Below are 15,643 nucleotides of genomic sequence, written 5' to 3'. Positions count from 1 at the left end.
GAACACAAGGTCACTTGCCATGTTCGGATTTCTCTTGCGCCGCCTGGGCATTGCCCTATGCGTAGCGATTACCGTGTCGGTGATCAGCTTTTCCCTGCTGCACCTGTCCGGCGATCTGGCCACTGCCATCGGCGGGCCGGAAGCCAGCAGCGAGCAGATCGAACAGATCCGGGTGCAGTACGGCCTCAACAAGCCCTTGGTGACGCAGTATTTCGAATGGCTGGCCGACGTGGTGCGCCTCGATCTGGGCGACTCGTTCTTCTTTCAGGAGTCGGTCTACAACCTGATCGCCTCGCGCCTGTCGATCACCCTCGGGCTGGGTGCGATGGCCCTGAGTATTGCGCTGCTGATCGCCATTCCGCTGGGTGTGCTGGCCGCGGTGAAACGCGACACGTGGATTGATCGCCTGGCACTGAGCATCGCAGTACTGGGTCAGGCGATGCCGAGTTTCTGGTTCGCGCTGATGCTGATCGTGGTGTTTTCGGTCACCCTGAAATGGCTACCGGTGTCAGGCAATTCGACCTGGGCGCACTTCGTGATGCCGGCCATCGCCCTCGGTTATTACGCCACGCCGGCGATCATGCGCCTGACCCGTGCGGGCATGCTCGACGTGCTCAACTCCGATTACATCCGCACCGCGCGGGCCAAGGGCCTGCGCCCTGCCACCGTGCTGTTCAAGCATGCGCTGCGCAACGCGCTGATTCCGGTGGTGGCCCTCGCCGCCGTGGAATTCGGTTTCATGCTCGGCGGTTCGGTGGTCATCGAGACGGTTTTCTCGCTGCAGGGCATTGGCCAACTGGCCTGGGACGCGATTGCCCGTGACGACTTCCCGGTGGTGCAGGCGGTCGTGCTGTTGATCGCAGTGATCTACATCGTCCTCACCCTGCTGGCCGACGTGCTCAACGCACTGCTCGACCCGCGCATCCGCGTGAAATAGGAGGCCCCATGAGCACAACCACCTCATCGCCGCTGCTGATCAACGATTATCAGCCTCCGGCGCGCAGCGTCTGGCGCACATTGCGCAGCAGCTTTGCGCATCGCGGCTTCGCCATCGGCGCGGTACTGCTGCTGGTCATCATGCTCGGCGCCCTGTTCGCGCCCTGGCTGGCCCCCTACGACCCTTATGCGCAGGACGTGATGCTGCGCATGAAACCGCCGGTGTGGATGGCCAACGGCACCTGGGACTACGTGCTGGGCACCGACAAACTGGGCCGCGATTACCTGTCACGCCTGCTCTACGGCGCACGCATCTCGCTGTTTATCGGCTTATCGGCCGCGCTGATCTCCGGAATCATCGGCACCATCATGGGCCTGTTGGCCGGTTACTTTGGCGGCAAGACCGATGCACTGATCAGCTACCTGATCACCACACGCCTGGCGATGCCGGTGGTGATGATCGCGCTGGCCTCCGCGTCGCTGATCGGTGGCTCGCTGAAAGTGGTGATCGTACTGCTTGGCTGCCTGCTCTGGGACCGCTTTGCCGTGGTGGTGCGCGCTGCCGTGCAGCAGATTCGCGACGCTGAATACGTCGCCTCGGCCCAGGCCCTGGGTTGCTCGACGCTGCGCATTCTGGCCAGCGAAATCCTGCCCAATCTGGTCGGTGCGCTGATCGTCGTCGCTACGCTGGAAATGGCTCACGCGATCCTCCTTGAGTCAGCGCTGTCGTTTCTCGGAGTCGGCGTGCAGCCGCCCATTCCTTCCTGGGGGCTGATGATCGCCGAGGGCAAACCGTACATGTTCTTTTCCCCTTGGGTCATCGCCATTCCCGGCGTCGCCCTGATGGTGCTGGTGCTGGGCATCAATCTGGTCGGTGACGGCCTGCGCGACCTGATCCTGCCCGACGGGCGCAACTGACAGAGGAGATACGCACATGGCGCTTTTGCATGTTGAAAACCTGCGTGTCGAGATCCCTCTCGGCCAAGACACGCTGCACGCAGTGCGCGGCCTGGATTTCCAGGTCGAGCGCGGCGAAATGCTGTGCATCGTCGGCGAGTCCGGCTGCGGCAAATCCCTGACTTCGCTGGCACTCATGGACCTGCTGCCGCGCAAGGCCCGACGTACCGCAACGACGCTGAGCCTGGACGGCATCGACATGCTGACCCAGAGCGAGCGGCAGATGTGCGACCTGCGCGGCAACCGCCTGGCGATGATCTTTCAGGAGCCCATGACCTCGCTGAACCCGGCCTACAGCATTGGCGATCAGCTCAGCGAAGTGCTCACCCGACACCGCAAGGTGTCGCGCAAGGAGGCCCTGCAGCGCGCCGCGCAAATGCTCGAGAAAGTCGGGATCAGCAACGCGGGCGAGCGTTTGCGCCAGTATCCGCATCAACTGTCGGGCGGCCTGCGCCAGCGGGTGATCATCGCCATGGCCCTGATGTGCGAGCCGGACGTGATCATCGCCGACGAGCCGACCACTGCGCTGGACGTGACCATTCAGGCGCAGATCCTGCGCCTGATCCGCGACATCCAGAAGGAGCTGGGTCTGGCCGTGATCTTCATCACCCACGACCTGGGGCTGGTGGCACGTATCGCCGACCGGGTCGCGGTGATGTACGCCGGACAGATCGTCGAGACCGCCCCGGCCATCGAGTTGTTCGAGAACCCGCAACACCCCTATACCCGCGGCTTGCTGGCGAGCATACCGATCCCCGGACGCACTCAGCCGGGCCAGCCGCTGGGGTCGATTCCGGGGCTGGTGCCCAGCCTGGTGGGCGAGCAACACGGCTGCGCATTTCGCAATCGCTGCCCGCAGGCGATCCCCGCCTGTGCCGACGACATCCCGCCGATCAATAGCCACAACCACATGACTCGCTGCCTGTTTGCCGCAGCGGGCGCCGAACCTGTGTTTCACCGTGAGGGCGTACCGTCATGAATACCGCCGTGAAACAGGTTCCGACTGCCAGCGTCAAGAAAGACATCGCGCTGGAACTGTGCGATATACGCCGCGAATTCAGCATCAGTCGTGGTTTTTTCAAACCCGATGCCACGCTCAAAGCCGTCGATGGTGTGTCGCTACGCCTGATGCGTGGCGAAACACTCGGGCTGGTCGGCGAATCGGGCTGCGGTAAAAGTACCCTGGCGAAGATGCTGCTGGGGCTGCTTGCGCCCAGCAGCGGCGACGTACTGGTCAACGGCAAGCACCTCGCCGGCACCGACCGCAAGGAGATGGCGCGGCGCATTCAGCCGATCTTTCAGGACCCCTACTCGTCACTCAACCCACGCAAGAACCTGCGCGAGATCGTCACGCTGCCGCTGATCGTGCATGGCATCGGCACCGCGGCCGAACGTCGCCAGCGCGCCGAAGCGATGATGGATGTGGTCGGCTTGCCCAAACGCGTGATCGACAGTTACCCGAGCCAGCTTTCCGGTGGTCAGCGTCAGCGTGTGGCGATTGCCCGGGCGCTGGTGATGCGCCCGGATGTGCTGATCTGCGACGAGCCGACTTCGGCGCTGGACGTTTCGGTGCAGGCACAGATTCTCAATCTGTTGCAGGAGCTCAAACAGGAATTCGGCCTGACTTACCTGCTGATCAGCCACAACCTGGCCGTCATCGAACATCTGGCCGACCGCGTGGCGGTCATGTACCTGGGGCGGATCGTTGAAGAGCGCAGCCGCGAATCATTGTTCGCCCGGCCCGGCCATCCCTACACCCAGGCGTTGCTGGACTCGGTGCTGACCCCGGACCCGCATCTGGGGATTCCCGATCTGGGTTTGCACGGCACCTTTCCCAACCCCATGTCGCCGCCGTCCGGCTGTGCCTTTCATCCACGCTGCCCGGCGTGCATGCCGGTGTGCAAGGAAAAAGCCCCGGCCATTGGCCGCATGGAAGGCGGAACCGTTCGCTGCCACCTGCACGACACCTCGAAACCTCTGGAGCAGATGCCCTCATGAGTAGCCGTTCGCACGCCATCGAAAACGTCACTGAACAGTTCGACAACGGCGCCTTTTTCGCCCTGCTCGGCAAAAGCGTTGCCTACCCGACCCAGAGCCAGGAGGCCGAGAGCCTGCCCGAGCTGTATCGTTATCTTCATGAGTTCATCACGCCGCATGTCGAGCGTCTGGGTTTCAGCGTTACCGTGCATGACAACCCGGTCGCCGGACGTGGCCCGCTGATGATCGCCACGCGCATCGAAGCCGCTGAACTGCCAACGCTGCTCAGTTACGGCCACGGCGACGTGGTTCGCGGGTATGACGCGCAGTGGCAGACCGGCCTGTCGCCGTGGCAGGTGATTGAGCGTGGCGAGCGCTGGTACGGGCGCGGCACCGCTGACAACAAGGGCCAGCACCTGATCAACCTGACGGCACTGGAGCAGACCCTCAAGGCTCGCGATGGCAAGCTGGGCTTCAACGTCAAACTGCTTCTGGAAATGGGCGAAGAAGATGGCTCTCCCGGCCTCAGCGCGTTCTGCCAGGCCCACGCCGAAGAGCTCGCCGCCGACATCTTTATCGCCTCCGATGGCCCGCGCCTCGCAGCGGCACGCCCTACCCTGTTTCTCGGCTCGCGCGGGGTGTTCAACTTCGAGCTGACGGTAAACCTGCGCGAAGGCGCGCACCATTCCGGCAACTGGGGCGGCCTGCTGGCCAACCCGGGGATCATTCTGGCCAATGCCATCGCCAGCATGGTCGATGAGCATGGCCGGGTGAAAGTCGCGGGGCTGATGCCCAAAGCCATTCCCGACGCTGTGAAGGCCGCGTTGGCGGATATCGAGGTCGGCGGCGGCCCCGGCGATCCGGACATCGACGCCGACTGGGGCAACCCGGCGCTGTCGCTCAGCGAAAAAGTCTTCGGCTGGAACACCCTCGACGTCCTCGCCTTCAAGACCGGCAACCCGGACGCCCCGGTACACGCCATTCCCGGCAAGGCTCACGCGTTGTGTCACATTCGCTTTGTGGTCGACAGCGATTACAACGCATTCATCCCCGCGGTGCGCGCGCACCTCGATGCCCACGGCTTCGATCGTGTCGAGGTCAGGCAGACGCGTATGGACGTGATGCACGCCACGCGCCTGTCGCCGGACAGCCCGTGGGTTGGCTGGGCGCTGGATTCGCTGGCCACCACCACGGGCAAGAAACCCGCACTGCTGCCCAATCTGGGCGGTTCGCTGCCCAATGACGTGTTCGCTGAAGTGCTGGGCCTGCCGACGGTCTGGGTGCCACACTCATACCCGGCGTGCTCGCAGCATGCGCCTGATGAGCACTTGCTGGCTCCGGTGGTCAAGGAAAGCCTGCAAATCATGGCCGGACTGTTCTGGGACCTGGGCACGGACGGCGCACGACTGACCCGGGAGCAGCGGGCACAGGAGCTGAGTGAATGAATGAGGCACAACTGCACGCCACCGCGTGGCTGGCCGAGCAATATGAGGCGATGGAAGCGCTGCTGCAGCGCCTGGTCGATACCGATTCCAACAGCTACGACAAGGTCGGCGTCGACGCAGTCGGTGAGCTGCTTGTCGAGCAGTTGCAGGTCGATGGTATCGACGTCACACGCATCCCGGTCGAAGGGTTTGGCGATGTACTGCTCGCCGAGTTGCCCGGTGGCCCCGGCAAGCCGGTGTTGTTGCTGGGTCACCGCGACACCGTATTCCCCAAGGGCACCACTACAACACGCGGCTACACAAAAGACAGTGAGCTAGCCTACGGCCCTGGCGTGGCCGACATGAAAGGCGGACTGGTGCTCAACTGCTTTGCGCTGAAGGCCTTGAAACGCGCAGGTCCGCTGCCGTTCCCGGTGCAGATTCTGTATACCGGCGACGAGGAAATCGGCTCCGCCAGCGCTCGCAGCCACATCGAACACTACGCCCGCCAGGCGCGCGCAGTGCTCAACCCCGAGCCGGGCCGCGCCAGCGGCAATGTGGTCAGCGCGCGCAAAGGCGGTGCCACGTTGATCATCGAAGTCAGCGGCCGCGCAGCGCATTCGGGGGTCAATCATGCCGACGGTGCCAGTGCCATCCAGGCGCTGGCGCACAAGGTGATCAAGTTGCATGCATTGACTGATTACGCAGCGGGCATCACCACCAATGTCGGGCTGATCTCCGGCGGTACCTCCAGCAATACGGTAGCGCCCAGCGCCACGGCGAAGCTCGATGTGCGTTTTGTCGAGCTTCGCCAATGGGCGGAAATACTTGCAGCCGTGCAGGCGATCGTCGCCGAAGAGGAACTGCCCGGCACGTCAACCAGACTGCTGGAAGCCACCACCTTCCTGCCGATGGAATCCCGGCACAGCACCGATTTGCTGAGTATTTATCAGGACCTCGCGCAGGAACTGGGTTTCAGCGTGGAGGGCGAATTCACCGGAGGCTGCGCCGACTCGGGTTTTACCGCCAGCCTCGGGATCCCGACCCTGTGCGGCCTCGGCCCGGTGGGCGGCAAGGTCCACACCGACCGCGAGTACCTGGAACTGAACACCCTGGTGCCCAGAGGCCAGGCGCTGGTCGCGACGATACTGGCGTTGGGGGATGTTTGAAGAGACTGCCCACGTGCGCCCAATCTGGAAAAAGAGGCGCGACGCAGATGTGTGACGCAGAGCGTCACGAAATGCATTCCCACGCGGAGCGTGCGGAACGATGACATTCGGGAGAACACTCCATGCAAAAATCGTCCGAGCTGCTCGGTAAATCTGCCACCGAACTGCGTGCGCTGATCGGCAACAAACAGCTCTCTCCGGTGGAATTGCTGGACGCCTGTATCGAGCGGATTGAAAGCCTGAACCTGAAGATCAACGCGTTCGCCGCGACCTGTTTCGAGCGCGCCCGCGACGAGGCACTGCTGGCCGAACATGCCGTCATGCAGGGCGAACCGCTGGGGCTGCTGCATGGCCTGCCAATCGGCATCAAGGACCTGGAAGAAACCGCCGGGGTCCTCACCACCTACGGCTCGCAACTGTTTCGCGACAACATTCCCGCGCAGGACAACCTGTTCGTCGCGCGCCTGCGTGCAGCCGGGGCAATCATGGTCGGCAAGACCAATGTTCCGGAGCTGGGCGCAGGCGCCAATACCCGCAATGTGGTGTGGGGCGCGACCGGTAACCCGTTCAATCCTGAACTGAATGCCGGCGGTTCCTCGGGTGGATCCGCCGCCGCACTGGCCGTCGACATGGTGCCGTTGTGCAGCGGCTCGGACACCGGCGGTTCGCTGCGCATTCCCGCGGCGCTGTGCGGTATCGTCGGCCTGCGTCCTTCACCAGGGCTGGTGCCGAGTGAACGCAAGAAGCTCGGCTGGACACCGATTTCAGTGGTAGGCCCCATGGGCCGCAATGTTGCCGATACCCTGCTGCAACTGCGCGCCAGCGCCGGGCTGGGGCAGTCCGACCCATTGAGTTATGCCATCGCCGCTGACGAGTTCGCACCGCGCCCGATCGACCTCAGCCAGCTGCGTGTCGGCTACAGCGAAGACTTCGGCGCGTGTGCTGTGGATGACAGGATCCGTGCCGTCTTTCGGGAAAAGATCAGCGCCCTGAAATCGCTGTTCAAGTCCTGCGAAGCCGTCGACCTGAATCTGACCAGCGCCCATCGCACCTTCGACGTCCTGCGTGCCGAAGCCTTCGTCGCCGGGCTGCAGGACGCTCACGACCGCGACCCTGATGCACTGGGGCCCAACACCCGCGCCAATTTCGACATGGGTGCCGCGATGTCGCTGCAGGACTGCGTCAAGGCGCATGGCGAGCAAAGCCGGATCTTTCGCGGCTTTCAGAAACAATTCGAACACTACGACCTGATCCTCGCGCCCACCACGCCAGTCTCGCCCTTCCCCTGGAGCGAGCTGTACCTGCGCGAAGTCAATGGCGTGCCCCTGGACAATTACTATCGCTGGCTGGCGCTGTGCTACACCATCACCCTGACCACCAATCCGGCGCTGTCCCTGCCCTGCGGCGCCGACCACAACGGTATGCCGTTCGGGCTGCAGGTGATCGGCGGATTTCGTGGCGATGCGAAACTGCTGGCCTGCGCTGACGCGATCGAGCAGGCAACGCTGAATGATCCACGCCTGTCACGTCCGCGTCCCGACCTGCAAAAACTGCTGGCCTCGGCGGTCGACCTGACCCACATCGTCACGCATCCGCCGATTTATGGCGGGTCGAGAACGGGCAAGCCAGAGATTGGGGCGATGTAAAAAAGGCTGAGGGGCAGCATCTGCCCCTCAGAGGTGATATGCGTTACTTGGGCAACGCGTAGGCAATCACGTAATCGCCACGATCCGGCGATTGGCGGGCACCGCCGGCAGTGAGCAGGATGTACTGCCTGCCGGTCTTGGGCGATACATAGGTCATCGGGCCGGATTGGCTGCCGACTGGCAGACGTGCCTTCCAGATTTCATTGCCGTTGCCGCTGTCGAAAGCGCGCAGGTAGAAATCCTGCGTACCGGCGAAGAACAGCAAGCCCGACTGGGTGGACAACGAGGCACCCAGCGTCGGCATACCGATCGGAATCGGCAGGCCCATGCGAATGCCCATCGGGCCTGTGTCCTTCACGGTACCGACCGGAACCTGCCACATCAGTTTCTTGGTTTTCAGGTCAATCGCCGACATGGTGCCGAACGGCGGTGCCTGGCAGGGAATGCCGACGGCAGACAGGAAACGCTGACGCATGGCCCCGAAAGGAGTACCGGTCTGTGGCACAACACCCATTTCGATACCGCTGGCACCGGCGGCGATCTTGTCGCGCGGGATCATGTAGTTGGCCAGGCCCAGGCGCATGTCATTGACGAACATGTAGCTGTTGGTCGGGTCAACCGAGACACTGCCCCAGTTCATGCCACCCAGCGAACCCGGGAACTGCAACGCCGGGTCTAGCCCAGGTGGCGTGTAGACACCCTCGTGACGCATGCCTTTGAAGGCGATCCGGCACATCAACTGATCGAATGCCGTGGCGCCCCACATGTCCGACTCTTTCAGGGTCTGGTTGCCGATCGAAGGCATGTCCACCGAGAACGGCTGGGTCGGCGAATAGCGCTCGCCCGGCACGTTACCTTGCGGCACAGGGCGTTCCTCGACCCGCGAGATCGGCACGCCGGTTTCGCGGTTGAGCAGGAAGATCTCGCCCTGCTTGGTAACTTGTGCCAATGCCGGCTGGGTACCGCCCTTGCCATCTGGAATGTCATACAGCAACGGCTGCGCCGGGATGTCGAAGTCCCACAGATCGTGGTGAGTCATCTGGAAGTTCCAGCGCACCTGGCCGGTCTTGACGTCGACCGCCACGACTGACGAGGACCACTTGTCATCCTGCTCGGTACGCGTCCCGCCGAAGAAGTCGGGTGTTGCGTTACCGGTCGGCAAGTAGATCAGGCCAAGCTTGTCATCGTAGGACATGGCCGACCAGACGTTCGGCGTGCCACGGGTATAGGTTTCGCCTGCGGGCGGACGTTTGGTGGTATTCGGGTTACCCGGATCCCACGCCCAGACCAACTCACCCGTGTGCACGTCGTAGGCGCGTACTACGCCCGGAGGCTCACCGGTAGAGAAGTTGTCGGCAACACGACCACCGACAACCACCACATTGCCCGCTACCAGTGGCGTCGAGGTTTGCTGGTAGTAGCCCTCCTTGACCTCGCCCATATCGGTTTTCAGGTCGACCACGCCTTGATTGCCGAAGTCCTTGCAGGTCTCGCCGGTCTTGGCGTCGAGTGCGATCAGACGCGCGTCGCCGGTCGGCAGGAACACGCGCGCGACGCATGCGCCTGAGACTGATGGTGCCGGCGCATTGGCTGTCGCTGCTTCGGCGACAGGTGCCGCGAAGTAGCCTAGGCCTCGGCAACGCTGCCAGTTGGGCGCACTGCCCTGAGGATCGAACTTCCAGCGCTGTGTGCCGGTATCTGCATCGAGTGCGAAGACCTTACCGTAAGCGGTGCAGGTGTAAACCGTGTCGCCGATCTGCAGCGGGGTGTTCTGGTCCTCTGCGCCGGCCCCGGTACTTTGCGGGATGTCGCCGGTATGAAAGGTCCAGGCGACCTGCAGCTTGTCGACGTTGCTTTTGTTGATCTGATCCAGAGCGGCAAAACGGTTGCCTGCCGGAGTGTTGCCCCAGTGCGCCCAATTCTTCTGCTCGGAGCCCGGAGCCACCGGAACCACATCAGGCACGCTGGCGGCGCTGACCACATGGCTCGGGACGAACATATAACCGATGGTCGCTACAACACCAATGGCCAACAGACCGGCCAGGCCATAGGCACCGTGCCCTGCCTGAGCACCCGAGGCGCGAACCAGTGTCGGATAGATCAGTGCCACCACCAGGCCGATGACGGCGAAGGTCAATACTCGGGAAACCAGCGGCCAGTAATGCAGGCCTGCATCCCAGACAGCCCAGATGGCGGTCAGTATCAGGGCAATGCCATACAGCAAGGCACCTTTGGGCTTGCGGGCGGCGATCAGTACACCACTGACCAGCATCGCCAGGCCCATCAGCAGGAAGAACCAGCTCCCGCCAAGCGCTACCAGATAGCCACCGCCACCTGCCAGCCCGAGTCCGATCAAGGCGATCACCCCACCCAGTCCAGGCAGCAGAAACCTGCCGACTGCCCCTGTATTTTGCGCATTTGTCATTTTTCAAACCTGTCGGATTTTCACAGGCGCGCAGAATGTACTAAACGGTTCATTAAGACAAATTGTCGCAGCCTGCCCGGTATGTAAAAGGATCATGGCCGAGCGACATCAGGCAGATTCAGGTCACTGACAGAGCGGGTCAAAGCCGTGATGCGTCTAGCGCACAGGATTGCGGGCGATCAGCGAACAGAATTTTCGCGCCAGCGTTCTACAGGGTCATCCCGTCCTGACCGACGAACACTTGATCAGGCAATTGCCCCGCTCGCCCCATCAACCACGCATCCAGCGTATGGCCGACATGCGTCAGCACCGCCCTGCCCGGTCGTAGCCACTCGATGGTTTGCAGCGCCAGGGTCAGGTCATTGTGATTACGCGGCGGCTGAGGCTGTGGAGGCATGGAGCAGTCAAGCACCAGCAGGTCCAGCGGCGCACGTTGCAGATACTCGCGGGTGTCGTCGGGCAGGCCGACGGTGTCGGTCAGGTAGGCAAAACGTTGCCCTTCACCTTCGAACAGGTAGCCGAACGTAGGCTTTGAGTGCGCCAGTGGCAGCGCTGTGACCTGCAGCGCGCCCAGTGCACGGCGTTCGAATGCGGCGAATGGCTGGCTGAAATCCAGAATACCGGGGTGTTTGTAGAGGTCGGCCAGGCCTTCCGGATCCGCCGGGCCGTGGACCGGAATCACCAGCCCCTGGCCCCAGCGCAGGTGCAACAATCCCTGAGCATGGTCGGCGTGGTAGTGCGTCTGCAGAATCCCGCTCAGGCTGCGCGGTGGGAAACGCTCGGTGAGGTCGGTCAGGCCGCTGTCGATCAACCAGCGCTGGTCGGCGCACTCGATCAGCGCGCTGCACGGCAAGCGGCGCAGATCATGGTCGGCACGCGCGGCAGCACACGCCACGCACTGACAACCGTAGACCGGCACCTGTCGGGCATCACCGGTGCCCAGCAGGGTCAGGCGCATGCGTGACGCTTGTCGAGCAAGCCGAGCAGCGTGGCAACGGTGTGTTGCAGATCAGCGGAATTATCCAGCGGGAAGACCTGCGGATTGCTCGCCAGCAAATCTCCGGCAAAGCGCGAGTTGCGCGCAAGGCGCTCCTCGATTTCCGCAAGGCTTTCCCGGTTGCGCGCCAGCAGGCGCTTGCGCAACACCTCCTGATTGACCGTCAGCAACACCGCCAGCAGCGTGGGATAGCGCGCCTGCGCCTTTTGCAGATGCGCCCGGGAGCCGTTGATCAGGACGTCATGGCCTTCCAGCAGCCACTGATCGATCTCGACGGGAATGCCGTAGTGCAGACCATTGGCCTGCCAGCTCAAGGCGAACGCGCCTCGCTCGCGCATCTGCTCGAACTGCTCGGCAGTCACCGCCTGCGCCGCCTCGCCCACCGCTTCGGCGGAACGGGTGATCACCCGCCGAACGATACGGCAATCGCGTCGCGCCAGGGTATCCCGGGCCGCGTCCAGCAGGCTGTCCTTGCCTGATCCGGACGGCCCGATGAGATAGATCAACCTGCCAACCATCAAAACACCCTCTTGCCTTGTCGCCAGACCTTGTCGATAACCGGCAGGCCGGCATGATCACGCGCCTGGATCAGATCAGCGCGCAGCCCCACACGTATTTCACCACGATCCGCCAACCCGGCAGCCACGGCCGGCGTGCGGCTGACCATGTTGACCGCCTGCGGCAGATCACATGCGTTGTCCTGAGCGGCGAGCATGAATGCAGACTGCAACAGGCTGGCCGGGTAGTAATCGCTGGACAGAATATCCAGCAACCCGTCACGGGCCAGCGATGCTGCCGCCACGTTACCGGAGTGCGAGCCGCCGCGCACGATGTTCGGTGCGCCCATCAACACGCTCATGCCCAGTTGCCGACAGCCACGGGCCGCTTCGAGCGTGGTCGGGAACTCGGCGATGTTCATGCCGAAACCCGCCGACTCCTCGACATGCGCCATGGTTGCATCGTCGTGACTGGCAATCGACAGGCCGCGCGCCAGGCACAGTTCGACGATCGCACGCCGGTAGCGGTCGGCGTACTCGTTGGAGTTGGCCACCTGTTCAACGATGAAGCGGTCCATTTCCTCGTTGTTCATGTGGTACTTGCCCATGTAGTACTCGCGGTACTTGGACTCCAGGGCAAACTGACGCTGGCCGGGCGCGTGGTCCATCACCGAGACCAGTTGCACCAGTGGCTGGTCCACCAGATCGCGAAACACGCTCAAGGTATCCGGGTGACTGACCTCACAGCGCAAGTGCAGCACGTGCTCGGCGCGGGTCAGGCCTGCCGCATTGGCGTCGGCAATCGCCTGCAGCATGGCGGGCAATTGCTGCATGCGCTTGCCTTTGGGGTTGATGTCGCCGATCGACAGCGCGTCGAACACCGTGGTGATGCCTGCCGCGACGATTTGCGCATCGTGGCTGATCACCGCCGACATCGACGGCCAGTCGACACCCGGACGCGGCGACAGGTGCTTTTCCAGGTTGTCGGTGTGCAATTCCACCAACCCCGGCAGCAGGTAATCGCCCTGCATGTCCTGAGCCTGACTCAACTGGCTGCATCCACTCTCGACCTCGGCAATCAGGCCGTCTCGGACCACTACAGTGCCAGTGAATACCTGTTCGGCCGTCACCACGCGGGCGTTACTGAAAACCTGTTCGTTCAGCATTGCAGCAATTCCTTGGCGGTGAGGTCCACCGGGGTCATGTCGAGTTGACGATTGGCGACTGCCTCGCGGGCGTCGCGATCATGGAAAATACCGATCAGGGCGGCACCGGCCCGTTTGGCCTCGTCGACCAGTTCCAGCACCACCCGGCGGTTGGCGTCGTCCAGCGACGCAGTCGGTTCGTCGAGCAGCAGCACCGGCCAAGGCACCATGAACGCGCGCGCGATGTTGATGCGCTGCTGTTCGCCACCGGAAAACGTACTGGGCGCCAGCGGCCACAAACGCTGCGGAATGTTCAGCCGCCCCAGCAGCAGTTGCGCGCGCTCCTGCGCCTGCTCACGGGACCAGCCGCGCGCCAGGGCCGGTTCCATGACCACGTCCAGGCTGGACACACGCGGAATCACGCGCAAGAACTGGCTGACGTAGCCGAGTGTCTTGCGTCGTACCTCAAGCACCTGGCGCGGGGTTGCGCCGACCAGTTCGGTCCACTCGCCTTCATGCTGCACGCGAATGCTGCCGGCGGCAGGCAGATAATTGCCGTACAGGGTGCGCAGCAGCGTGCTTTTGCCCGCGCCGGATTGCCCGCTGAGCACCAGGCATTCGCCAGCGCGCACCGAGAAATTCAGCCCGCGCAGCACATTGAGGACCACGCCGTTGTGCTGATGCAGGGTGAAGGTTTTCGACAGGTCACGGACCTCGATCAAGGTTGTCATCGGGCTCACCTCTTCTGTACAGGCTGTTCGGGCAGTGCGGCTCATGGCTGCAATACCGAGGACACCAGCAGTTGCGAATACGGGTGCTGCGGGTCATCGAGAATCTGGTCGGTCAGGCCGCTTTCGACCACTTCCGAGCGACGCATGACCATCAGCCGGTCAGCCAGCAGCCGCGCGACCGCCAGATCATGGGTGACGATGACCACGGCCAGATCCAGTTCGCGCACCAGCCCGCGCAACAGATCGAGCAAGCGGGCCTGCACCGACACGTCGAGCCCGCCGGTGGGTTCGTCCATGAACACCAGTCTGGGGCTGGAGACCAGATTGCGGGCGATTTGCAGGCGCTGCTGCATGCCGCCGGAAAAAGTCCGCGGCAAGTCGTCGATGCGCTGCGGATCGATCTCCACCTGGGTCAGCCAGTCCAGCGCGGCACCGCGCAACTGTTGATAATTGCGTACCCCCTGCGCCATCAGACGCTCGCCGATATTGGCGCCGGCCGAGACGCCCATGCGCAGGCCATCGCGCGGATTCTGTTCGACAAAGCCCCACTCGGTGCGCAGCAAGGTGCGCCGCTGCGCCTCACTGGCGCTGTACAAATCGAACCAGTCGCCCTCCTTGCTGCGATAGTCGATGCTGCCGCGGTCCGGCGGGCAACGTCCGCTCAACAGCGAGAGCAACGTGGATTTCCCCGAGCCGGACTCGCCAACGATGCCCAGCACTTCGCCGGGGTACAGATCGAAACTGACGTCCTGACAGCCCTTCTGCACACCGTACAGACGGGTCAGACCGCGCACCTTGAGCAGCGGCTGCACAGCCTCGGGAAGGCGCCCGCCCGCCGGGTCCAATGAACGTGCACTGATCATCGGTCGTTCTCCTGCTGTTTGACGCGCTGGGCGCAGTAATCGGTGTCGGAGCAGACAAAGCTCTGCGTCCCGGCATCGTCGAGAATCAGCTCGTCGAGAAAGGAATCATGGCTGCCGCAGATTGCACAGCACTGCTCCCAGCGCTGCACCTCGAACGGGTGATCTTCAAAGTCCAGGCTCACCACCTGCGTATACGGCGGCACGGCGTACAGACGTTTTTCGCGCCCCGCACCGAACAGCATCAATGCCGGGCTCATGTGCAGCTTGGGGTTATCGAATTTGGGAATCGGCGACGGGTCCATCACGTAGCGCTCATCGACCATCACCGGGTAAGCGTAACTGGTGGCAATATGACCGAAGGTGGCGATGTCCTCGTAGAGTTTGACGTGCATGACGCCGTAATCATCCAGCGCGTGCATGGTCCGGGTCTCGGTTTCCGACGGCTCGATGAAACGCAGCGGTTCCGGAATCGGCACCTGATAGACCATGATCTGATCGGCGTGCAGCGGTGTTTCCGGGATCCGGTGACGGGTCTGGATGACCGTCGCCTCGGGCGTGCGCTCGATGGTGGCGATGCCGGCCGTGCGGGCAAAGAAACGCCTGATCGAAACCGCGTTGGTGGTGTCGTCAGCGCCCTGGTCGATGACCTTGAGCACATCATCGGCGCCCAGGATCGCCGCGGTCAGTTGCATCCCGCCGGTGCCCCAGCCATACGGCAGCGGCATTTCGCGCCCGCCGAACGGTACCTGGTAACCGGGGATCGCCACCGCCTTGAGCAAGGCGCGACGAATCATGCGTTTGGTCTGCTCGTCCAGATAAGCGAAGTTGTAGGCCTCATCCCGTGCAGGCCTTTGCTGTGCGGTATTCATCGGTGCA

The 15,643-nt window shown here is 63.1% G+C and carries 14 protein-coding genes; 7 read left to right on the top strand and 7 right to left on the bottom strand.

Features of this window, described 5'->3' with window-relative positions; all coding sequences use genetic code 11:
- Positions 1-19 precede the first annotated feature (19 nt).
- From GE543_RS15255 to GE543_RS15220, 7 genes are all read left to right on the top strand, one after another.
- Positions 20-937 (top strand): ABC transporter permease, encoded by a 918-nt coding sequence (locus tag GE543_RS15255; protein ID WP_003348343.1) that lies wholly within the window; start codon positions 20-22, stop codon positions 935-937.
- Between the two features lie 8 nt (positions 938-945).
- Positions 946-1,854, top strand: a complete 909-nt coding sequence (locus tag GE543_RS15250) for an ABC transporter permease (RefSeq protein WP_024647922.1) — start codon at positions 946-948, stop codon at positions 1,852-1,854.
- Positions 1,855-1,870: 16 nt separating this feature from the next.
- Positions 1,871-2,872 (top strand): ABC transporter ATP-binding protein, encoded by a 1,002-nt coding sequence (locus GE543_RS15245; RefSeq protein WP_003423960.1) that lies wholly within the window; start codon positions 1,871-1,873, stop codon positions 2,870-2,872.
- On the top strand, positions 2,869-3,891 hold the full coding sequence (locus tag GE543_RS15240) for an ABC transporter ATP-binding protein (RefSeq protein ID WP_153221785.1): 1,023 nt from the start codon (positions 2,869-2,871) through the stop codon (positions 3,889-3,891). The genes GE543_RS15245 and GE543_RS15240 overlap by 4 nt, the downstream gene beginning before the upstream one ends.
- Entirely contained in the window at positions 3,888-5,315 is a 1,428-nt protein-coding gene (locus tag GE543_RS15235) for a M20 family metallopeptidase (protein WP_046270406.1), read from the top strand. Before GE543_RS15240 ends, GE543_RS15235 begins: the two co-directional genes overlap by 4 nt.
- Complete coding sequence (locus GE543_RS15230) at positions 5,312-6,463, top strand: M20 family metallopeptidase (RefSeq protein ID WP_153221784.1); 1,152 nt, start codon at positions 5,312-5,314, stop codon at positions 6,461-6,463. The genes GE543_RS15235 and GE543_RS15230 overlap by 4 nt, the downstream gene beginning before the upstream one ends.
- Positions 6,464-6,585: 122 nt before the next feature.
- Positions 6,586-8,109: an amidase gene (locus GE543_RS15220; RefSeq protein ID WP_153221783.1), complete on the top strand. Its 1,524-nt coding sequence runs from the start codon at positions 6,586-6,588 to the stop codon at positions 8,107-8,109.
- Between the two features lie 43 nt (positions 8,110-8,152).
- On the opposite strand, the gene GE543_RS15215 is transcribed toward GE543_RS15220, so the two are convergent.
- From GE543_RS15215 to GE543_RS15185, 7 genes are all read right to left on the bottom strand, one after another.
- Entirely contained in the window at positions 8,153-10,534 is a 2,382-nt protein-coding gene (locus GE543_RS15215) for a glucose/quinate/shikimate family membrane-bound PQQ-dependent dehydrogenase (RefSeq protein WP_153221782.1), read from the bottom strand.
- A 208-nt stretch (positions 10,535-10,742) separates the two neighbouring features.
- On the bottom strand, positions 10,743-11,492 hold the full coding sequence (gene phnP / locus GE543_RS15210; RefSeq protein WP_004410803.1) for a phosphonate metabolism protein PhnP: 750 nt from the start codon (positions 11,490-11,492) through the stop codon (positions 10,743-10,745).
- Entirely contained in the window at positions 11,483-12,049 is a 567-nt protein-coding gene (gene phnN, locus GE543_RS15205; RefSeq protein ID WP_153221781.1) for a phosphonate metabolism protein/1,5-bisphosphokinase (PRPP-forming) PhnN, read from the bottom strand. The genes phnP and phnN overlap by 10 nt, the downstream gene beginning before the upstream one ends.
- Complete coding sequence (locus GE543_RS15200) at positions 12,049-13,194, bottom strand: alpha-D-ribose 1-methylphosphonate 5-triphosphate diphosphatase (RefSeq protein ID WP_004410800.1); 1,146 nt, start codon at positions 13,192-13,194, stop codon at positions 12,049-12,051. Before GE543_RS15200 ends, phnN begins: the two co-directional genes overlap by 1 nt.
- Positions 13,188-13,904, bottom strand: coding sequence for a phosphonate C-P lyase system protein PhnL (gene phnL, locus GE543_RS15195; RefSeq protein ID WP_024960089.1), 717 nt, complete (start codon positions 13,902-13,904; stop codon positions 13,188-13,190). Before phnL ends, GE543_RS15200 begins: the two co-directional genes overlap by 7 nt.
- Before the next feature lie 41 nt (positions 13,905-13,945).
- Positions 13,946-14,767, bottom strand: a complete 822-nt coding sequence (gene phnK / locus GE543_RS15190; protein ID WP_103695437.1) for a phosphonate C-P lyase system protein PhnK — start codon at positions 14,765-14,767, stop codon at positions 13,946-13,948.
- Positions 14,764-15,636: an alpha-D-ribose 1-methylphosphonate 5-phosphate C-P-lyase PhnJ gene (locus GE543_RS15185; protein ID WP_371927173.1), complete on the bottom strand. Its 873-nt coding sequence runs from the start codon at positions 15,634-15,636 to the stop codon at positions 14,764-14,766. Before GE543_RS15185 ends, phnK begins: the two co-directional genes overlap by 4 nt.
- Between the last annotated feature and the right edge of the window lie 7 nt (positions 15,637-15,643).

Origin of the sequence: Pseudomonas sp. SZ57, assembly GCF_009495975.1 — a bacterium.
Taxonomy (GTDB): Bacteria; Pseudomonadota; Gammaproteobacteria; order Pseudomonadales; family Pseudomonadaceae; genus Aquipseudomonas; species Aquipseudomonas syringae.
Note: the sequence above shows the minus strand (reverse complement) of the source record. Positions and strands in the feature narration are given on the sequence as shown.